The organism is Variovorax sp. JS1663 (assembly GCF_002157355.1).
GTDB lineage: Bacteria > Pseudomonadota > Gammaproteobacteria > Burkholderiales > Burkholderiaceae_C > Variovorax.
The window spans coordinates 34,514-52,612 of record NZ_LYMK01000048.1 but is presented as its reverse complement, the minus strand read 5'-3'; the positions used below and the strand labels follow the sequence as shown (position 1 = coordinate 52,612).

Here is an 18,099-nt window from a genome sequence, read left to right as displayed (position 1 = left end):
GACACGTTGACGATGACACGCGCCGGGCCTGTCGCGAGATAGGGGTTTGCGGTTATCCAGCCGCCGATGCCCGACTGCACGTTCGTGCGCGAGTTGTTGAGGATGACGCCCCTGGGCTGGACGTCGAACTGGTTGTAGAGGTTGCGCGAGACGCCGGCGGCGCTGGGCGTCTGGATGTTCACCAGCGGCACACCGTTGGGTGTTACCAGCACCGTGGGCCGTAGGTTCGGGGGGGCGCCGGGCGCTCCGACGATCTGCGCGGCCCCGGGTGCCGCGGCCAGCAGCGCCGTCGCGAGCACGACCGAGGTCGCCCCGCTGGCCTTGCCCGCGCTCATGGCGGCTTCGTGGACCACCATGCGCATGCCGCGCGCGGCGTTGAAGACGAGACGGTGAAGGTGCCTGTTCAAGTTCTTGATCTCCCTGTGCATCCGGGGAGACCAAGCGCATGGCTTCAGCGTCGTGGCTGCCTCGCTCCCGTTGCGAGGCGCGATTCTGAGGGCGTTTGGATCAGATCAAATCTCGTTCTTTGTCGTAGATCGATCGGCTGGATTCCGAGCCCGCCACTCAGATCATGTTCCGCATCGCCTGCGCGGTCTCGCGCAGCACAGGGAGGACGCGGGCGACCGCGTCCTCGCTGCTTTCATGGCCCATCGGCATGGTGATGTTGAGTGCACCCACGAGCTCGCCATGCCGGTCGCGCAGCGGCACCGCGATGCCGCGCGAGTTCAGATCCAGCTGCTGCTCCGACAGCGCCCAGCCCTGCGCGCGGATGCGCGCCAGCTCCAGCTTCATGCGCTCCTTGCTCGAGATGGTGTGTGAGGTGAAGACGGTGAGCTCGTGCGTCGCCAGCCAGTGGCCGCGCTCCTCGTCGCTGCGCATGGCCAGCATCAGCATGCCCGAGGCCGTCACCTGCGCCGGCACCCGCGCCCCGAGCACGTAGCCGGTGCTCATGCTCCGATTGGGGCCGTTGCGCGCGATGTAGACCACCTCGTCCCCGTCCATCACGCTCAGGTAGGCGATCTCGTGCGTGCCGGCCGCCACCCGCTGCAGGAAGGGCTGCACGATGCGCGGCAGCCGCGCCGATTCCAGGTACGACTGGCCCAGGCGCAGCACGCGCGGCGTCAGCCAGAACAGCTTGCCGTCCCCCGCCACGTAGCCCATGTGCTGCAGCGTCAGGAGGTAGCGCCGGGCGGCGGTGCGCGTCATGCCGGTGCGCTGGCCCGCCTCGCTCGCGGTCATGCGGGGGTGGGCGTCGTCGAAGGCTTCGATGATGGACACGCCGCGCTCCAGGCCGGCGATCCAGTCGCGCTTGTCCAGGCCGGGCGGGGCAGGGGAGAGATCGCTGGTCATTGAGGACAAACCCTGGATTCGTTCGATTATCGATCGCTATGGCACGATCAGCGAGCTATTCTGGAACCTTTCCCTTGGGTTGCGCAAGCCGGCCGCCTACATTAAGCCCCGCTCCCGGCCTTTTGCGCGATAGACGAACAAACCGCCAGAGAGAGACACCGCACCATGTTTCCTTCAATCGCAGGCAGCACCGACCTCTACCTGATCCCCGGCGATCCGGTCACCAACGTGCGGTTGCCGCGCATGTTCAATGCCGTCTTCGAGCGCCACGGCATCGACGCCGTGATGGCGCCGGTGCACGTGTCGAAGCGCGACTTCGCCGTCTTCGTCAAGGCCGCCTTCCTTGCGCGCAACGTGCGCGGCATGGTGATCGCGCCGCCGCACAAGCCGCTTGCGGTGGACCTGCTCGACGGCGCCGGCCTCTTCGGCCGCGTGGCCGGCTCGGTCAACGTGGTCAAGCGCATCCCCAACGGCGAACTCGAAGGCGACCTGTTCGACGGCGAAGGCCTGCTGGGCGCGCTGGACCACTACAACATTCCCTTCCGCGGCAAGCGCGTGCTGATCCTGGGCGCCGGCGTCAGCGCGGCGGCCGCGGGCGTGGCGCTGGCCGAGGGCGGCACGGTCAACGGCGCCGAGCACATCGCCTTCCACGACATCTCGGCCGGCAAGGCGGCCGGCGTCGCCGCCAAGCTCGATGCCTTCTTCGACGCGACCGTGGTCGCGGCCGAGGGCAGCGACCCGGCCGGCTACGACCTGGTCGTCAACGCCACGCAGCTCGGCCTGAAGGACGGCGACCCTTTGCCGGTGGAGGTGTCGCGCATGGAGCCGCACGCGGCGCTGTTCGACATCCTGCTGCGCAACCAGCCCACGCCGCTGGTGCGGGCCGCCCGCGCGCGCGGGCTCAATGCCCAGGCCGGCTTCGAGATGCTGATCCAGCAGATGCCGTACTACCTGGACTTTTTCGGCCACCAGGCCGCGGCGCACGCGGTGCGCGACGACGCGCGGTTCCTGCGCGAGCTGATCTACCCCGCCGCGATGGCGGATGAGATCGACGCCCCCCTGCGATACCACTCCGACAGCGTCGCCTGATCCGGCGCGCAAATCACACACCATGGCCATCTCGCTCGACCGCTTCGGCTTCAACACCGTCACCATGGGGGGCGACCTCGGCCACAAGCTCGAGTGCATGAAGGCGGCGGGCTTCGCCGGCGTGGAGCTGTGGGCGCGCGACCTGATCGCGCATCCGGCGGGAGTGGAGAAGGCGGCAGACCTGGTGAAGGGCAGCGGCCTGAAGGTGACCGACTTCCAGCCGCTGCGCGACTTCGAATGCGCGCCCGACGCGATGCGTCCGCACCGACTGGAAATGGCCCGTGAGCAACTGCGCCAGATGGCGCTGGTGGGCGCGGATCTGCTGCTCGTGTGTTCCACCACCTCGCCCCTCGCCATCAATGATCCCGAGCGCGCGGCCGAGGACCTGCGCACCCTGGCGACCCTCGCCACGCCGCTGGGCATCCGCATCTGCTACGAGGCGCTGTCCTGGGGCCGGCACGTCAACCGCTGGCACCAGGCCTGGGACATCGTGAAGCGCTGCAACCGCCAGAACGTGGGCCTGAACCTCGACAGCTTCCACATGTCGGTGCACGGCGACGACACGCCCGAGACGCTGGCCCAGCTGGCCGAGGTCCCCATCGAGAAGATCTTCCTGGTGCAGCTGGCCGACTACTTCTTCGAATACAGCGACCGCCAGTCCGACATGATCGAGCTCGCCCGCCACCAGCGCCTCTTCCCCGGCGAAGGCCTGCACGACGTGCGCGACATGGTGCAGCTGCTGGAGGACAAGGGCTACCGCGGCCACTACACCTTCGAGGTGTTCAACGACGACTACGTGAATTCCGACCCGATGGTGGTCGGCCAGCGCGGCATGAAGAGCGCGCGCTGGATCAGCGAGGCGGTGCTCAGCAGAACAACTTCAACCGGAGACAGGCAATGACAAGAATCTTCTCGTGGTACTGCAGGGGGCTGGAGGGGCTGATGGCCCTGATGCTGGCCATCATGGTGATCATGGTGTTCGGCAACGTGGTGCTGCGCTACGGCTTCAACTCCGGCATCACGGTGTCGGAAGAGGTCTCGCGCTGGCTCTTCGTGTGGATGACCTTCCTCGGCGCCATCGTCGCGGTGCGCGAGCACGGCCACCTGGGCACCGACATGCTCATCGCCAAGCTGCCCACCTGGGGCAAGAAGCTGTGCCTGGTGGTCGCGCACCTGCTGATGCTCTACGCCTCGTACCTGCTGCTCACGGGCAGCTGGCAGCAGACGCTGATCAACTGGGACGTGAGCGCGCCCACCACCGGCGCCTCGGTTGCGATCTTCTACTTCGTCGGCGTGGTGTTCGGCGTCTCGGCCATCGTGTTCCTGCTCTACGACCTGTGGCGCGCCGTGAGCGGCCAGCTCAGCGATGCCGAGCTGGTGATGGTGCACGAGTCGGAGGAGCAGGGCGACATCGACAAGATCAACGCGGAGCTGGCGCGCCGCGATGCCGAGGAGGCCGCGCAGCGCCGCCGCTCGGGCAACAACACGGGTGGTCGCTGAGATGACGATCGCCATCTTCCTGGGCGCCCTGCTGGGCGCCATGGCCATCGGCGTACCGATCGCCTATTCGCTGCTGCTGTGCGGCGTCGCGCTGATGTGGCACCTCGACCTGTTCGACGCGCAGATCCTGGCGCAGAACGTGATCAACGGCGCAGACAGTTTTCCGCTGCTGGCCGTGCCCTTCTTCATGCTGGCCGGCGAGGCGATGAACCAGGGCGGGCTGTCTCGCCGCATCGTCAACCTGGCGCTGGCGGTGGTGGGCCACGTGCGCGGCGGGCTGGGCTACGTCGCCATCGTGGCCGCCTGCATCCTGTCGGCGCTGTCGGGCTCGGCGGTAGCCGACGCGGCCGCGCTCTCCGCGCTGCTGATCCCCATGATGGTGGCCGCCGGCCACGACAAGGCGCGCTCCGGCGGGCTGATCGCGGCCTCGGGCGTGATCGGTCCGATCATCCCGCCCTCGATCGGCTTCGTGATCTTCGGCGTGGCGGCCAATGTGTCGATCTCCAAGCTGTTCCTGGCCGGCATCTTCCCCGGCATCCTGATCGGCGCCTCGCTGTGGTTCACGTGGTGGTGGCTGGTGCGCAAGGAAAAGGTGCTGCCGCCGCCGCGCAAGTCGGCCGGCGAAATGTGGAAGGCGCTGCGCGAATCGACCTGGGCGCTGATGCTGCCGCTGATCATCCTGGTGGGCTTGCGCTTCGGCATCTTCACGCCCACGGAGGCGGCGGTCGTCGCCGCGGTCTACGCGATCTTCGTGGCCACGGTGGTCTACCGGGAGCTCAAGCCCTCGCAGTTCTACGGCATGTTCGTCTCGGCGGCCAAGACCAGCGCGATCGTGATGTTCCTGGTCGCGGCGGCGATGGTCTCGGCCTGGCTGATCACGGTGGCCGACCTGCCGTCGAAGCTGGTGGCGCTGCTGCAGCCGCTGATCGACAAGCCGATGCTGCTGATGCTGGTCATCATGGTGCTGGTGATGGCGGTGGGCACCGCCATGGACATGACGCCCACCATCCTGATCCTCACGCCGGTGCTGATGCCGGTGATCAAGGCCGCGGGCATCGACCCGATCTACTTCGGCGTGCTCTTCATCATCAACAACTCGATCGGCCTCATCACGCCGCCGGTGGGCACGGTGCTCAACGTGGTGGCGGGGGTGGCGCGCATGAAGATGGACGAGGTCACGCGCGGCGTGCTGCCGTTCGCCATTGCCGAGTTCACCATGATGTTCCTGATGGTCCTGTTCCCGCAGCTCGTCATCTGGCCGGCGCGGCTGCTCTCGGGCTGAGCACGTTCACGCAATTCGAAATTTCAACCAAGGAGACTTTCACCATGAACCAACTCTTCCGTCCCGTTTTCCGTACCTCGCTGGTCGCCCTGGCTGCCGTGGCCACCCTGACGTTTGCCGGCGGCGCTGCCGCACAGGTCAAGGAGCGCACGCTCAAGTTCGCCTTCCAGAACCAGACCGGCCACCCGCAGGCGCAGGGCGCGCAGAAGTTCGCCGACCTGGTCTCCGAGAAGTCCGGCAAGAAGATCAGCGTCAAGCTCTTCCCCGGCGGCACGCTGGGCGGCGACCTGCAGACCGTCTCGGCGCTGCAAGGCGGCACGGTCGAGGTGACGGTGCTCAACGCCGGCATCCTGGGCTCGCAGGTCAAGGAGTTCGCGGCCTACGATCTGCCCTTCCTGTTCAACACCCCGCAGGAGGCCGATGCGGTGACCGATGGCGCCTTCGGCAAGAAGCTGCTCGCCAAGCTCGACGAGAAGAATCTGCACGGCCTGGGCTACTGGGACCTGGGCTTCCGCAACCTCACCAACAGCAAGCGGGCGGTGGCCAAGGCCGAGGACATCGCGGGCCTCAAGATCCGCGTGATCCAGTCGCCGATCTACATCGACCTGTTCAACACCCTCGGCGCCAACGCCACGCCGATGCCTTTCCCGGAGCTGTATTCGGCGCTGGACCAGAAAGCGGTCGATGGCCAGGAGAACCCGAACACGGTGATCGCCTCGTCCAAGTTCGCCGAGGTACAGAAGTACATCACGCAGACGCGCCACATCTACAACCCGCAGGCGCTGATCATCAGCAAGAAGACCTGGGACGGCATGAGCGCCGAGGAGAAGAAGATCATCGAGGACTCGGCCGCCGAGGCGACCAAGTTCCAGCGCGAGGTCTCGCGCGCCGCCGCCGACGGCGCGCTCGACCAGCTCAAGAAGGCGGGCATGACCGTCACCGAGCTGCCGCCGGCCGAGTTGGCCAAGCTGCGCGACAAGGTCAAGCCGGTGATCGACAAGTACTCGGCGACGGTGGGCGAGGCCACCGTCAAGGAACTGCAGGCCGAAGTGGCCAAGGTCCGCAAGTAGGCACGCGGGGCCGGTCATGTCCAAGCTGCGTCTCGCGATCGCCGGTGCCGGCCTGATCGGCCGGGCGCACTGGAAACGCATGCTCGCGAGCGGCGAATGCGAACTCGCCGCCTTCGCCGATCCCTACCCCAGCGCAGCCATGCTGGCCGACGAGGCCGGCGTGCCGCTGTACCCCTCGCTCGAGGCGATGCTCGCGGCGCAGCGCCTCGACGGGGTGGTGCTGGCCACGCCCAACCTGCTGCACGTGCCGGGTGCGCTGGCCTGCATCGAGGCGGGCGTGCCGGTGCTGCTGGAAAAGCCGGTGGCCGATACGATGGAGGAGGCCATCCGGCTGGCCGATGCGGTCGAGGCGGCCGGCGTGCCGGTGCTGGTGGGCCATCACCGCCGGCACAGCGCCATCCTCGAGGCCGCGCGCGAGACCATCGCCAGCGGCCGCCTCGGCCGGCTGGTGGCGGTGACGGCCAGCGCCACCTTCCACAAGCCCGACGAGTACTTCGACGCTGCCTGGCGCCGGCAGAAGGGCGGCGGCCCCATCCTGCTCAACCTGGTGCACGAGATCGACAACCTGCGCGCCCTGGTGGGCGACATCGTCGAGGTGCAGGCCACGGGCTCCAACGCCATCCGCGGCTTCGAGGTGGAGGACACGGTGGCGATCACCCTGCGCTTCGCCAACGGCGCCCTCGGCACCTTCATGCTCTCCGATGCCGCCGCCAGCCCGCGCAGCTGGGAGCAGAGCTCGGGCGAGAACCATGACTTCGACCACCATCCCGACCAGGACTGCTACGTGATCGCCGGCACCCGCGGCTCGCTGCAGGTGCCCACGCTGCGCGTCTACGAATACCTCGGCGCGGCCTCCTGGTGGAACCCCCTGGTGAAGAGCCAGGTCGAGATCCGCGAGATCGACCCGCTGGTGCGCCAGCTCGATCATTTCTGCGCCGTCGTCCGGCGCGAAGTGCCGCCCCGTGTCACGGTGCGCGACGCCATCCGCACGCTCGCGGTGACGCTCGCCATCGACGAGGCGGCACGAACGGGCCTTCGGGTCCCCATCACATCATGACCGACATCTCAGGCAAGACCACCCTCATCGCCCACATCGGCTTTCCGACCGAGAGCTTCAAGGCGCCCATGATCTACAACCCCTGGTTCGAGGCGCGCGACATCGACGCGGTCGTCGTGCCCATGGGCGTGAAGCCGGAGAACTACGAGGCCTTCTTTCCCCTGCTGTTCCGCATGAGCAACATCCGCGGCGCGCTGGTGACCATGCCGCACAAGGTCACCACCATGTCGCTGGTGGACGAGCTCACGCCGGCCGCGAAGATCGCCGGCGCCTGCAACGCGGTGCGCAAGGAGGCCGATGGCCGCCTGGTCGGCGACCAGTTCGACGGCGCCGGCTTCGTGCGCGGCGTGCAGCGCAAGGGCTGCAAGCTCGACGGCGCGCGCGTGCTGGTCTCGGGCAGCGGCGGCGTGGGCTCGGCCATCGCGGCGTCGCTCGCGGCGGCCGGGGTGGCGGAGCTCTCGCTCTTCGATGCGCGCGCCGAATCGGCCGAGGCGCTGGCCGGGCGGCTGAAGGCGCACTACCCGAAGCTCGTGGTGCGCACCGGCTCCAGTGATCCTGCCGGCTTCGAACTGGTGGTCAATGCCACCCCGCTCGGCATGAACAAGGACGATCCGCTACCCTTCGACATCGACCGCATCGCGCCCTCGACCTTCGTCGGCGAGGTCGTGATGAAATCCGAATTCACGCCGCTCCTGCGCGCGGCCCGCGACAAGGGCTGTGGCGTGCAGGTCGGCACCGACATGCTGTTCGAAATGATCCCCGCCTACCTGGAGTTCTTCGGCTACGGCACCGCCACGCCGGACGAGCTGCGCGCGGTGGCGCGGATCGCCTACTGACGCCTTACCCATGAGCATCTTCGAGGGCTTCCTCTCCACCTCCGAGACCCTGGCCGCGTTCAGCGACCACAACTTCGTCGCCGCCATGCTGCGCTTCGAGGCCGCGCTGGCGGGCGCGCAGGCGGCCGAGGGCCTGATCCCCGAATCGGCCGCGCGCTCCATCGTCGGCAGCTGCAAGGTCGAGCTGTTCGACGTCGCCAAGATCGTGCGCGACAGCGGGCGCGCCGGCAGCGTGGCGATCCCGCTGGTCAAGAGCCTCAAGGAGTCGGTCGGGCTCTTCAATGCCGATGCCGTGCCCTTCGTGCATTTCGGCAGCACCAGCCAGGACGTGATCGACAGCGCGATGTCCCTGGTCACGCGCGAGGCCGTGGCGCTGGTGGCAACCGACCTGGCCAAGGCCGCGCACGCGCTGCTGGCGCATGCGAAGCGGCACGCCGCCACGCCCATGCTCGCGCGCACGCTCATGCAGCCGGCCTCGGTCACCAGCTTCGGCCTGAAGTGCGCCGGCTGGGCCGCGCCACTGGTGCGCAGCCGTGCACGCCTGGCCGAGGCCGCGCGCCACGCGCTGAAGGTGCAGCTCGGCGGCGCCGTGGGCACGCTCGCGCAGATGAAAGGGCAGGGCCCCGCGGTGCGCCGGCGCATGGCGCAGGAGCTGGGCCTGGGCGATCCCGGCCAGACCTGGCACACCCAGCGCGACGAGTGGATCGCGCTCGGCTGCGAGCTCGGCCTCATGGCCGGAAGCCTGGGCAAGATCGCCAAGGACATCGCCCTCATGGGCCAGTACGAGGTGGCGGAAGTGGCCGAGCCCAGCGAGCCCGGCCGCGGCGGCTCCTCCGCCATGCCGCACAAGCGCAACCCGGTCGCCTCGATGGTGGCGCTGGCCGCCGCCGGCCGCGCGCCGCAGCGCGTCGCGGCCCTGCTGGCCGCCATGCCGCAGGAGCACGAGCGCGCCCTCGGCCCCTGGCAGGCCGAACTGGCCGAGTGGCCGCAGTTGCTGATGAGCGCGCACGGCAGCGTGCGTGCGCTGGCCACCGCCTTGCCGGGCCTGCAGGTCGATGCCGCACGCATGCTCGCCAACATCGAGCGCCTGCGGGCCGAGCTGCCGCGCGAGGCGGCCGACGAATGGTTCGACCCGGCCCTTGCCACGCACGCCGCTACCATCGTCCACGCGCAGGTCCAGGACCTGCAGGATCAACTGGGAAACACCGCTCGATGACTGCCTCCACCACCCCGCCGGCCGACGACTACGAAGCCGGCCTCGTCAACCGCCGCCGCATCCTCGGCGATGCCTGGGTCGACAAGTCCCTGGCCAACCGCACTGCCTTCAACAGCGAGTTCCAGGCGCTGATCACCCGCCATGCCTGGAACGACATCTGGGGCCGGCCCGCCCTGGGCGACAAGACGCGCCGCTTCATGGTGCTGTCGATGATGCTGGGCATCCATGCCTACGAGGAATTCGCGATGCACGTGCGCGCCGCGCTCGACGGCCCGCCCGAATCGCGCCTCACCCCCGACGAGATCAAGGAAGTGATCCTCATGGCCGCGATCTACTGCGGCGTGCCGGTCGCCAACCATGCCTTCGGTATCGCGGCTGGCATCCTGCGCGAGAAGGGATTGCTCGAGACACTCGACAACAAGGAGGCTCAACCATGACGCGACTGAAGGTGCTGCGCGAGGGCGAAGGCCCGTTCGTCGTGCTCAGCCATGCGCTGGGCTGCGACCTGCACATGTGGGACGGCGTGGCCGAGGTGCTGGCCCGCGCCCACACGGTGCTGCGCTACGACCACCGCAACCATGGCGGCTCGGAGCTGGTGTCCGGGCCGATGAGCATTCAGGATCTGGCCGACGACGCCGCCGAGTTCATCGCACGCGAGACCGATGGCGAGCCGGTGCATTTCGTCGGCCTCTCGATGGGCGGCATGACGGCGCAGGCGCTGGCGCCGAAGCATCCCGGCCTGCTGCGCAGCGTGGTGATCGCGAACTCCTCCGCCCATTACCCCGACCGCGCGCCCTGGCGCACCCGTGTCGAGACGGTGCAGGCCCAGGGCATCGCGGCCATCGCGCCCGGCGCGGTGGCGCGCTGGCTCACGCCGGCCTACGCCAGCACGCCCGAGGGCGCCGAGACGGCGCGCCGCCTGCACGACACCCTAGTCGGCACCGACGCGGCCGGCTACATCGCCAGCTGCGAGGCGGTGGCGGCGATCGACTTCCGCGAGAGCAACCGCGCGATCCGCACGCCCACCCTGGTCGTCGCCGGCAACCAGGACGAGGCGACCCCGCCCGCCATGTCCGAGGCCATGGCCGAGGCGATCCCCGGCGCGAAGCTGGCCCGCATCGATGCCGCGCACCTCAGTGCGGTGGAGCGGCCGGTGGAGTTCACGCAGTTGCTGATCGATTTCTGGCGCAGTCTCTGACGCTGCAGACTGCACCGGCGGCAGGGCCATGAGGCCACGCCCGGCGCGGGACCGGATTGCCTTGCATGATGGCGGCTTTTCACAGCCGCCATCTGCGCTTCATGCCCTCCCATCTCCGCATCGATTTCGTCTCCGACATCTCCTGCCCCTGGTGCGCCGTCGGTCTCGGCGCCCTCGAGGCTGCGCTGAAACGGACCGCCCCCGACATCACGGCCGAGCTGCATTTCCAGCCTTTCGAGCTCAACCCCGACATGCCGCCCGAAGGCCAGGATGCCTATGAGCACCTGAATCAGAAGTACGGCAGCACGCGCGAACAGCAGGCCGCCAACCGCGAGGCCATCCGGGCCCGCGGTGCTTCGGTGGGCTTCGAGTTTCGCGAGGCGGGCCGTTCCCGCCTCTACAACACTTTCGACGCCCATCGCCTGCTCCACTGGGCGGCGCTCGAAGATGCCGCCAAGCAGGTCGCGCTGAAGAAGGCGATGCTGAAAGCGGTCCACACCGACAACGAGAACCCCTCCGACCATGAAGTCCTGGTGCGGCTGGCCGGCGAGGCCGGGCTCGACCCGCAGCGGGCCCGCGCCATCCTGGCCGGCAACGAGTTCGCGGCCGAGACCCGGGCACGCGAGCGCTTCTACACCCACGCGGGCATCCACTCGGTGCCGGCGATCGTCATCGACAACCAGCACCTGATCTCCGGCGGCCAGCCGGTGGAGGTGTTCGAGCGCGCGCTGCGGCAGATCGCCGGCGCGGCACCGGCCACGACCGCGCTGGCCTGAGCGCCGCCGCAATCATCCGTTGCACGTACCTCCGCCTTCGGCTGCGGTACGAGCCCCTTTCGGAACGGCCGGGCGGGGGCTCATCGCTACCAATCCACTGCGGCCGCTTCGGCCCGGATCCACGCTGCCACGCGTTGCACCTCGTCGCGCGGATGGGCCTGCGCCTGGATCAGCCAGTAGGCGTTCGGGCTCTCAGTCTTGCCGGGCGGCGCCTGCACGATGAGGAGCTGCCCGTTCTCCACCAGCGGCAGGATCAGCTCCAGCCGGGCCAGGGCGATCCCCTGCGCCGCCAGGGCGGCATGAATGACCTGGTCGTACTGGTTGAAGCGCAGCATGCCGCGCGGGCGGGCCTGGCGCCAGCCGCGCTCGCGCAGCCAGCTGCGCCATTGCAGCCAGGGGCGCGAGTCGTCGAACTCCAGGAGATGCACCCCGCGCAGCGCCGCGGGATCGTCCAGCGTGCGGATACCGAGGGTCGGATGCGCGACCGGCACCAAGCGCTCGCCGAAGAGCCGCACCGCATCGGCCGGCGCCGCGCTGCGCGCGCAGTAGCGGATGGCCAGGTCGTGCTCGCCATCGCGCAGGTCGATCACCGCGTTGCTGGCGGCCAGGCGCAGCTCGATGTCCGGGTGCGCCTGCTGCAGCCTGCCCAGGCGCGGCAGCAGCCACAGCCCCGCGACGCCCATGCTGGCGGTGACCGTCACCGCCTGCCGCGTGGCGCCGCGCCGGATCTCGCCGAGCACGTCCTGCAACTGCTGGAGCGCGCCGTCGGCGCTGCGGAACAGGCGCTCGCCCTCGGGAGTGAACTGCACGCCGCGCGGCTTGCGCACCAGCAGGCGCACGCCGAGCTGCTCTTCGAGCGCATGGACCTGCCGGCTCACCGCCGACTGCGTGAGGCTCAGGTCCTCGGCGGCCTGGGTGATGCTCATGCGGCGCCCCACGGCGACGAAGCCCTTGAGCAGGTCGAGCGATGAGAGCCGCACCAGCGGCAGGGACATTCCCATGGCGAATGGCGGGGGATGGCGACAGCCGATTGGAGCACAGGACGATCGCTCATCGGCAGAAGGCCGCCAGTTGCATCAGCGCGGCGACGCCCGAAGGCTGCAGGTAGGCGAGCAGCACGGCGCCGGTCAACCCAACGCCCAGTGCGTACGCCGTGGCGCGGCGAAGCATGCGTGCATTCATGCCACCGCCAGCCGGCCGGCACGGGCGATCTCCCGGTCATCGATCGGCCAGTGCAGCGTGGCCGCCAGCAGGCCCAGCCCGATCGCACCCAGCCACACCAGCTCATAGGACTTCGTCAGGTCGAACACGTAGCCGCCCAGCCACACGCCCAGAAAGGAGCCCAACTGGTGGCCGAAGAAGACGAAGCCGAACAGGGTCGCGATGTAGCGCACGCCGAAGACCTGCGAGATCAGCCCGTTGGTCAGCGGCACGGTGCCCAGCCACAGCAGGCCCATGGCCGCGGAGAAAAGGTACACCGTGAGCGGGCTGATCGGCAGCAGCACGAACAGCGCCATCGCGGCCGAGCGTGCCAGGTAGAGGCCCGAGAGCAGGTACTTGCGGCGATACAGGTCGCCCAGCCGGCCGCAGGCGTAGGTGCCGGCGATGTTGGTCAGCGCGATGATCGCCAGGCCGGCCACGGCCACCGAAGGGCGCAGGCCCTTGCCCTGCAGGTAGGCCGGCAGGTGCGAGGCGATGAAGGCGAGCTGGAAGCCGCAGGCCAGGAAGCCGGCGTTCAGCAGCCAGAAGCCGCGGTGGCCGAAGGCTTCGCGAATGGCCTGGCCCATCGATTGGGCGGGGGCGGCCGGTCGCTCGGCCGGCCGCTTCTCTCGCAGCGCGGCAGCCGAGGGCGCGAGCGCCGCGATTGCGCCGCCCAGCACGGCCAGCGCGAGCACCCAGCCCAGCCATTGCTGCAGGCCCTGGGCCGCCGGCACCAGGACGAACTGGCCGATGCCGCCGATTGCGCCCGTGAGGCCCAGTGCCCAGCCGCGGTGGGCCGGATCCACCAACCGGCTGATCGCGCCGTAGACCGTGCCGAAGGCGGTGCAGGCCAGCGCGATGCCGATCAGCACGCCCGCGCTGAGCGCCAGGTGCAGGGGCGTGAGCGACAGCGACATCAGCACCAGCCCGGCCGCGTACAGCAGCGTGCCGGCGACCAGCACGCGGGCGGCGCCGAAACGGTCCGCCACCATGCCGGTGAAGGGCTGCGCGATGCCCCACACCAGGTTCTGCACCGCGATCGCGAAGGCAAAGGCCTCGCGCGACCAGCCGCGGTCCAGCGTCATCGGCAGCAGGAACAGGCCCTGCACATGCCGGATGCCGAGCGCCAGGCCCATGATTGCCCCGCCGCAGATCACCGCCCACAGCACCGCCTTGCGTTCGCCTGCCTGACCCATCGTTTGCTTTCCCGGTTGTCCTGCGTGCGATTGGACGGGAAGCGGGGGCAGGGCGGGCTGACGTCTTTGCACGCCAGCCATGCGCGCCAGGAATGTCAGGCCTTGCCGAACATCTCGATCAGCCGCATCAGCGCCACCGACGGCGCGCCGCGCCACACCAGGTGCGTGCGGTTGCGGCGGATGCGCTCGGGCAGCGCGTGCTGGCGCACGTCGGCCGTGGCCCGCAGCGCCTTGAGCACCGACAGCGGGACCACCGCGAAGCCGGTGCCTGCCGCCACGCAGGCGATCATGGCCTGGTAGGAGGAGAACTCCAGCGAGCGCGCCGGCACCACGCCGCCCTTGCCCAGCCATTGCTCGAGCAGCCGGCGATAGGAGCAGCCTTGCGCGAAGGCGATCAGCGTGCTGCCGGCCAGATCCCCGGGACGCGAGACCGATTCCACGCTGTGGGCGGTGATCAGCACCAACTCTTCCTCGAACACCGGCAGCGTCTCCAGGCCGGCGGCAGGGAAGGGTTGCGAGACGAAAGCAGCCTCGATGTCGAAGGACTCCACGCGCTTGATGAGCGCGCCGGTGGTGCCGCTCACCAGCTCCACCACCACGCCCGGGTAGAGCTTGTGGAAGCGCGAGAAAACGGGCGGCAGCCGGCTGCCTGCCGTGCTCTCGAGCGAACCCAGCCTGAAGGTGCCGAGCGGCTGCTCGCTGCGCAGCTCGCTCTCGGCCTCCTCGGCCAGGCGCAGCAGGCGGTCGGCGTAGGGCAGCAGCTTGCGTCCCGCCGGTGCGAGCGCCAGCGAGCGGCCGTGGCGCAGGAAGAGCTTCTGGCCCAGCCGCTCCTCGAGCTGGCGGATGCGGGTCGTGACGTTGGATTGCACGCGGTTGAGCCGGCCGGCGGCGCGGATCACGCCGCCTTCGCTGACCACCGTGCGGAAGATCTCGAGCGAGTCCAGGTCGATCGTTCTCATAGTGGGAATATTCGTTCTCGATAATTCATTTGTGCCGCTTCGTCATTCTGCGTCTAATGACGTCTCATGTCGAACCCTTCTCCTTCCCTCAGCCTGCCGCGGCCTTCCTTCACTGCCCTCTGGGTGGCGGGCCTGGTGGCGCTCGCGGTGGCGATGGGCATCGGGCGCTTCGCCTTCACGCCGATGCTGCCGCTGATGATCCGCGCCGGCAGCGCGGACGTGGCCGCGGGCGGATGGCTGGCGGCCGCCAACTACGCTGGCTATCTGCTGGGCGCACTCAGCACCGCCCGCCTGGGGTTCGCGCCGCAGCGCACGGGTCTGGTGGCGCTGGGCCTGGTCGCGGCCTCCACCGCCGCCATGGGCTGGACGGATTCGCTCGCGGCCTGGCTGCTGTGGCGCTTCGTCGCCGGGGTGGCGAGCGCCTGGGTCCTGGTCAGCACCAGCGTGTGGTGCCTGGCCTGGCTGGCGCGCCACGACCGGGCCGCCGGCCCGGGCCTGCTCTACGCCGGTGTCGGCACGGGCATCGCGCTGGCCGGCCTGTACTGCTGGCAGGCCGGCGCGGCGAACACGGCACCCGAAGCACTGTGGCTGCAGCTGGGTGCGCTGGCGCTGGTCGGGCTGGTGCTGGTGGCCGTGCTGATGCCGCGCGGCATGCCCGATGCGCCCGTTGGCGCCACGGCTGCGGCCGCAGCGGCGCCGGGCGGTGTGTCCTGGGGCCTGGTGATCAGCTACGGCCTGCTCGGCTTCGGCTACATCCTGCCCGCCACCTTCCTGCCGGTGCTGGCCCGCGCGGTGGTGGACGACCCGGCCGTGTTCGGCGCCGCGTGGCCGGTGTTCGGCGCGGCGGCCGCGGTGTCCACGCTGCTGGCGAGCCTGTTTTTCCCGCGGATGGAAAGGCGCCAGGTGCTGGCCGGCAGCCATGCGCTGATGGCGCTGGGCTGCCTGCTGCCGGTGGTGCACCTGTCGGCGCTCACCGTGCTGCTGGCGGCGCTGCTGGTGGGCGGCACCTTCATGGTCGCGACCATGGCCGGCATGCAGGAGGCGAGGGCGCGCAGCGCCGGCGACCCGACCCGTGCGCTGGGCCGCATGACGGCGGCCTTCGCCATCGGCCAGATGGCGGGGCCGATGCTGTCCTCGGCATTGAGCGGCCGGTCGCAGGGCTTCGGCGGCCTCTTCATCGCCCTGGTGGCCGGTGCGCTGGCCCTGGCCGGCAGCGCCGCCTGGCTGTGGCGTGCGCGATGATCCCGTGCGTCTGTCTTCGTTGAAAGGAAATCCAGCATGATCGAACAAGGCCATACCCGTCCCTGGGCCGAGCGCCTGCCGATGCCCCAGGCCGACGGCATGAACGAGGCCCAGCGCAAGGCCGCGCAGGCGCTGATCGACGGTCCGCGCAAGGGCGTCTTCGGGCCCTTCCTGCCACTGCTGCAGAGCCCGGCGCTGATGGAGCGCATCGGCAGCGTGGGCGAGTACCTGCGCTTCGACAGCGGGCTCGACGCCCGCGTGCGCGAGTTGGTGATCTGCGTCGTGTCGCGTCACGTGGGCAACCAGTTCGAGTGGCTGCTGCATGCGCAGGCGGCCATCAAGGCGGGCGTGAGCGCGGACGCGATCGAGGCGCTGCGCCTGGGCCGCCGCGCCGCGCCGCTGGCCGAGGACGAGCAGCTCGCGCTCGACTTCGCGCAGGAGCTGTTGCAGAACAACGGCGTGAGCGAACCCACCTACGCCGCCACCGAGGCACGCTTCGGCCGGCAGCAACTGGTCGATCTCAGCGCGCTGGTGGGCTATTTCGCGATGGTGTGCTGGGTGATGAACGTGGCGCACACGCCGGGCAAGCCTGCCGAAGGGCAGCAGGGCCTGGACGCCTTCCCCCTCTAGGTCCGAGGGCGCTCGCCCTCTGGCCTCACTTCGCGGCGGCCAACCTCGCGGCCGTGTCCGCCGTGCCGACCCAGCGCGTGATCTTGCCGTTCTTCACGTTGAAGACGTGCACCCACTCGGACTCGAACACGCTGCCTTTGGGCAAAGGCTTGACGCGTTCCCAGCCGAGCACGGTCACGTGGTCCGCGCCTTCGAGGAACTCGCGCGGCTCGAAGGCCTGGATGTCGTCGGACTCCGCCAGCATGCCGAACCAGCCCTGCACCTGCTGCTTGCCGGTGAACTTGCCGGCGTAGGGAATGCCCGCGGCATCGCCCGCCTGGAAGCGCCAGTCCACGTCATCGCTCAGCAACGCGAGGATGCCCGCGATGTCCCGGCGCCCGAAGGCGGCATACGCCTGCTGGACGACGTCGGTCGGTGTACCCATGATGAGTCTCCTTGCAAACCGGAGACTTGAAAGTCTAGTCGCGCACTTTCGATTTACAACGCCTGGTTCGACGGCCTTCGCCCGCATCGCCGCCGTCACAGGCCGTTACCAGCACCGCGGCTTCCGCACCGGCGGATTTGGCGTCCAATGTCGAGAGAGTTGAGCGCACACGAAAGGAGAGATGCCCCATGCCCGAGCGCGAGTTCGACGACTTCCGGCCGGCGCGCGAGTCCTCGCTGTGGATCATCGTCGTGCTGGTGGTGCTGGCGCTTGCCGCGGGCGCCGTCTGGTGGCGGTGGACGCACCGGCAGCCGGCGGCCGTCGACGCACCCCCGGCCGCCAGCGCGCCCGCGCCCGAGGCGCCCGCACCTGCACCGGCCGTGGCCATACCCACGGAGCCGCAGAACCCGGTCGACGCCACCGCCGATGCACTGCCCAAGCTCGACGATGCCGATGCCCAGGTGCGCGCGGCGCTGGCAGAACTGCTCGGCGCGAAGGCGGTCGGCAACTTCCTGCAAACCGACGGCTTCGTGCGCCGCTTCGTCGCCACGGTGGACAACCTGCCGCGCGAGCAGGCGGCGGTGCGCGTGCGGCCCGTGCAGCGCATGCCGGGGCGCTTCGAGGCCGGCGGCAAGGGCGACGCGCAAGCCATCAGCCTGGACAACGGCGCGCGCTACACGCCCTTCGTGCTGTTCGCCGAATCGGTGAACCCGCAGAAGGCGGCGGCGCTCTACCAGAAGCTCTACCCGCTGTTCCAGCAGGCCTACGAGGAGCTGGGCTACCCCGGCCGCCATTTCAACGACAGGCTGGTGGCGGTGATCGACCACCTGCTGCAGGCGCCCGAGCCGGCCGCGCCGCCGAAGGTGAAGCTGGTCGAGATCAAGGGCGAGGTGCCCTCGGAGCGGCCCTGGGTGCATTACGAGTTCGTCGATCCGCAACTGCAGTCGCTGTCGGCCGGCCAGAAGATGATGGTGCGCGTGGGCCTGGTGAACGAGCGGCGGCTCAAGGCGAAGCTCAGGGAACTCCGCGGCCAGATCGCCGGCGGGGCGCTGGCGAAGAAGAAGTCCTGAGAAC

The 18,099-nt window shown here is 69.5% G+C and carries 21 protein-coding genes; 14 read left to right on the top strand and 7 right to left on the bottom strand.

What is annotated here, in order from left to right:
- On the bottom strand, positions 1–407 hold a 407-nt coding region (locus A8M77_RS28925; protein WP_158101017.1), incomplete at its 3' end, for an ESPR-type extended signal peptide-containing protein.
- A gap of 157 nt (positions 408–564) precedes the next feature.
- Positions 565–1,350, bottom strand: coding sequence for an IclR family transcriptional regulator domain-containing protein (locus tag A8M77_RS28920; protein WP_086924917.1), 786 nt, complete (start codon positions 1,348–1,350; stop codon positions 565–567).
- Between the two features lie 165 nt (positions 1,351–1,515).
- On the opposite strand from A8M77_RS28920, the gene A8M77_RS28915 reads away from it, so the two are divergent.
- The 11 genes from A8M77_RS28915 (at position 1,516) to A8M77_RS28865 (ending at position 11,374) form a co-directional block, all read left to right on the top strand.
- Positions 1,516–2,439, top strand: coding sequence for a shikimate dehydrogenase family protein (locus A8M77_RS28915; RefSeq protein ID WP_086924916.1), 924 nt, complete (start codon positions 1,516–1,518; stop codon positions 2,437–2,439).
- Between the two features lie 22 nt (positions 2,440–2,461).
- Positions 2,462–3,340: a sugar phosphate isomerase/epimerase family protein gene (locus A8M77_RS28910; RefSeq protein WP_158101016.1), complete on the top strand. Its 879-nt coding sequence runs from the start codon at positions 2,462–2,464 to the stop codon at positions 3,338–3,340.
- Complete coding sequence (locus A8M77_RS28905) at positions 3,337–3,939, top strand: TRAP transporter small permease (protein ID WP_086924914.1); 603 nt, start codon at positions 3,337–3,339, stop codon at positions 3,937–3,939. The genes A8M77_RS28910 and A8M77_RS28905 overlap by 4 nt, the downstream gene beginning before the upstream one ends.
- A 1-nt stretch (position 3,940) precedes the next feature.
- A complete protein-coding gene (locus A8M77_RS28900; protein WP_086924922.1) occupies positions 3,941–5,221 on the top strand; it encodes a TRAP transporter large permease subunit in 1,281 nt (426 codons plus the stop codon).
- A 44-nt stretch (positions 5,222–5,265) separates the two neighbouring features.
- Complete coding sequence (locus A8M77_RS28895) at positions 5,266–6,291, top strand: TRAP transporter substrate-binding protein (protein ID WP_086924913.1); 1,026 nt, start codon at positions 5,266–5,268, stop codon at positions 6,289–6,291.
- Between the two features lie 16 nt (positions 6,292–6,307).
- On the top strand, positions 6,308–7,348 hold the full coding sequence (locus tag A8M77_RS28890) for a Gfo/Idh/MocA family protein (protein WP_086924912.1): 1,041 nt from the start codon (positions 6,308–6,310) through the stop codon (positions 7,346–7,348).
- The gene (locus tag A8M77_RS28885) at positions 7,345–8,184 is read left to right on the top strand and encodes a shikimate dehydrogenase family protein (RefSeq protein WP_086924911.1); all 840 of its coding nucleotides are present in this window, start codon (positions 7,345–7,347) and stop codon (positions 8,182–8,184) included. Before A8M77_RS28890 ends, A8M77_RS28885 begins: the two co-directional genes overlap by 4 nt.
- Before the next feature lie 10 nt (positions 8,185–8,194).
- Entirely contained in the window at positions 8,195–9,400 is a 1,206-nt protein-coding gene (pcaB, locus tag A8M77_RS28880; RefSeq protein WP_086924910.1) for a 3-carboxy-cis,cis-muconate cycloisomerase, read from the top strand.
- Positions 9,397–9,837, top strand: coding sequence for a carboxymuconolactone decarboxylase family protein (locus tag A8M77_RS28875; RefSeq protein ID WP_086924909.1), 441 nt, complete (start codon positions 9,397–9,399; stop codon positions 9,835–9,837). The genes pcaB and A8M77_RS28875 overlap by 4 nt, the downstream gene beginning before the upstream one ends.
- Positions 9,834–10,598 carry an alpha/beta fold hydrolase gene (locus A8M77_RS28870; RefSeq protein WP_086924908.1) on the top strand — a complete coding sequence of 255 codons (765 nt, stop codon included), beginning with the start codon at positions 9,834–9,836 and terminating at the stop codon, positions 10,596–10,598. The genes A8M77_RS28875 and A8M77_RS28870 overlap by 4 nt, the downstream gene beginning before the upstream one ends.
- Before the next feature lie 65 nt (positions 10,599–10,663).
- The gene (locus A8M77_RS28865) at positions 10,664–11,374 is read left to right on the top strand and encodes a DsbA family oxidoreductase (RefSeq protein WP_238137014.1); all 711 of its coding nucleotides are present in this window, start codon (positions 10,664–10,666) and stop codon (positions 11,372–11,374) included.
- 86 nt (positions 11,375–11,460) lie between these two features.
- Here the strand turns inward: A8M77_RS28865 and A8M77_RS28860 are convergent, their stop codons facing one another.
- The 4 genes from A8M77_RS28860 to A8M77_RS28850 all read right to left on the bottom strand — a co-directional run bounded on the left by A8M77_RS28860 (position 11,461) and on the right by A8M77_RS28850 (position 14,729).
- Positions 11,461–12,369 (bottom strand): LysR substrate-binding domain-containing protein, encoded by a 909-nt coding sequence (locus A8M77_RS28860; RefSeq protein WP_086924907.1) that lies wholly within the window; start codon positions 12,367–12,369, stop codon positions 11,461–11,463.
- 55 nt (positions 12,370–12,424) lie between these two features.
- Positions 12,425–12,556, bottom strand: coding sequence for a hypothetical protein (locus tag A8M77_RS37310; RefSeq protein ID WP_272947460.1), 132 nt, complete (start codon positions 12,554–12,556; stop codon positions 12,425–12,427).
- Positions 12,553–13,770 (bottom strand): MFS transporter, encoded by a 1,218-nt coding sequence (locus A8M77_RS28855; RefSeq protein ID WP_086924906.1) that lies wholly within the window; start codon positions 13,768–13,770, stop codon positions 12,553–12,555. Before A8M77_RS28855 ends, A8M77_RS37310 begins: the two co-directional genes overlap by 4 nt.
- A gap of 95 nt (positions 13,771–13,865) precedes the next feature.
- Positions 13,866–14,729: a LysR family transcriptional regulator gene (locus A8M77_RS28850; protein WP_086924905.1), complete on the bottom strand. Its 864-nt coding sequence runs from the start codon at positions 14,727–14,729 to the stop codon at positions 13,866–13,868.
- A gap of 66 nt (positions 14,730–14,795) precedes the next feature.
- Here A8M77_RS28850 and A8M77_RS28845 point away from each other — a divergent pair, with 66 nt between their 5' ends.
- The gene (locus A8M77_RS28845) at positions 14,796–15,971 is read left to right on the top strand and encodes a YbfB/YjiJ family MFS transporter (protein ID WP_086924904.1); all 1,176 of its coding nucleotides are present in this window, start codon (positions 14,796–14,798) and stop codon (positions 15,969–15,971) included.
- Between the two features lie 36 nt (positions 15,972–16,007).
- On the top strand, positions 16,008–16,601 hold the full coding sequence (locus tag A8M77_RS28840) for a carboxymuconolactone decarboxylase family protein (RefSeq protein WP_086924903.1): 594 nt from the start codon (positions 16,008–16,010) through the stop codon (positions 16,599–16,601).
- A 25-nt stretch (positions 16,602–16,626) separates the two neighbouring features.
- Here the strand turns inward: A8M77_RS28840 and A8M77_RS28835 are convergent, their stop codons facing one another.
- Positions 16,627–17,025 carry a nuclear transport factor 2 family protein gene (locus tag A8M77_RS28835; protein ID WP_086924902.1) on the bottom strand — a complete coding sequence of 133 codons (399 nt, stop codon included), beginning with the start codon at positions 17,023–17,025 and terminating at the stop codon, positions 16,627–16,629.
- A 188-nt stretch (positions 17,026–17,213) separates the two neighbouring features.
- Here A8M77_RS28835 and A8M77_RS28830 point away from each other — a divergent pair, with 188 nt between their 5' ends.
- The gene (locus tag A8M77_RS28830; RefSeq protein ID WP_086924901.1) at positions 17,214–18,095 is read left to right on the top strand and encodes a DUF3014 domain-containing protein; all 882 of its coding nucleotides are present in this window, start codon (positions 17,214–17,216) and stop codon (positions 18,093–18,095) included.
- The last annotated feature ends 4 nt before the right edge of the window (positions 18,096–18,099 follow it).

Bases quoted from the DNA above. Each gene is read 5' to 3' on its own strand.
- pcaB (WP_086924910.1), top strand. From the start codon at position 8,195: ATGAGCATCTTCGAGGGCTTCCTCTCCACCTCCGAGACCCTGGCCGCG.
- A8M77_RS28855 (WP_086924906.1), bottom strand. From the start codon at position 13,770: ATGGGTCAGGCAGGCGAACGCAAGGCGGTGCTGTGGGCGGTGATCTGC.
- A8M77_RS28865 (WP_238137014.1), top strand. From the start codon at position 10,664: ATGATGGCGGCTTTTCACAGCCGCCATCTGCGCTTCATGCCCTCCCAT.
- A8M77_RS28870 (WP_086924908.1), top strand. From the start codon at position 9,834: ATGACGCGACTGAAGGTGCTGCGCGAGGGCGAAGGCCCGTTCGTCGTG.
- A8M77_RS28920 (WP_086924917.1), bottom strand. From the start codon at position 1,350: ATGACCAGCGATCTCTCCCCTGCCCCGCCCGGCCTGGACAAGCGCGAC.
- A8M77_RS28890 (WP_086924912.1), top strand. From the start codon at position 6,308: ATGTCCAAGCTGCGTCTCGCGATCGCCGGTGCCGGCCTGATCGGCCGG.
- A8M77_RS37310 (WP_272947460.1), bottom strand. From the start codon at position 12,556: ATGAATGCACGCATGCTTCGCCGCGCCACGGCGTACGCACTGGGCGTT.
- A8M77_RS28910 (WP_158101016.1), top strand. From the start codon at position 2,462: ATGGCCATCTCGCTCGACCGCTTCGGCTTCAACACCGTCACCATGGGG.
- A8M77_RS28875 (WP_086924909.1), top strand. From the start codon at position 9,397: ATGACTGCCTCCACCACCCCGCCGGCCGACGACTACGAAGCCGGCCTC.
- A8M77_RS28915 (WP_086924916.1), top strand. From the start codon at position 1,516: ATGTTTCCTTCAATCGCAGGCAGCACCGACCTCTACCTGATCCCCGGC.
- A8M77_RS28850 (WP_086924905.1), bottom strand. From the start codon at position 14,729: ATGAGAACGATCGACCTGGACTCGCTCGAGATCTTCCGCACGGTGGTC.
- A8M77_RS28845 (WP_086924904.1), top strand. From the start codon at position 14,796: ATGTCGAACCCTTCTCCTTCCCTCAGCCTGCCGCGGCCTTCCTTCACT.
- A8M77_RS28835 (WP_086924902.1), bottom strand. From the start codon at position 17,025: ATGGGTACACCGACCGACGTCGTCCAGCAGGCGTATGCCGCCTTCGGG.
- A8M77_RS28895 (WP_086924913.1), top strand. From the start codon at position 5,266: ATGAACCAACTCTTCCGTCCCGTTTTCCGTACCTCGCTGGTCGCCCTG.
- A8M77_RS28905 (WP_086924914.1), top strand. From the start codon at position 3,337: ATGACAAGAATCTTCTCGTGGTACTGCAGGGGGCTGGAGGGGCTGATG.
- A8M77_RS28900 (WP_086924922.1), top strand. From the start codon at position 3,941: ATGACGATCGCCATCTTCCTGGGCGCCCTGCTGGGCGCCATGGCCATC.
- A8M77_RS28830 (WP_086924901.1), top strand. From the start codon at position 17,214: ATGCCCGAGCGCGAGTTCGACGACTTCCGGCCGGCGCGCGAGTCCTCG.
- A8M77_RS28885 (WP_086924911.1), top strand. From the start codon at position 7,345: ATGACCGACATCTCAGGCAAGACCACCCTCATCGCCCACATCGGCTTT.
- A8M77_RS28860 (WP_086924907.1), bottom strand. From the start codon at position 12,369: ATGTCCCTGCCGCTGGTGCGGCTCTCATCGCTCGACCTGCTCAAGGGC.
- A8M77_RS28840 (WP_086924903.1), top strand. From the start codon at position 16,008: ATGATCGAACAAGGCCATACCCGTCCCTGGGCCGAGCGCCTGCCGATG.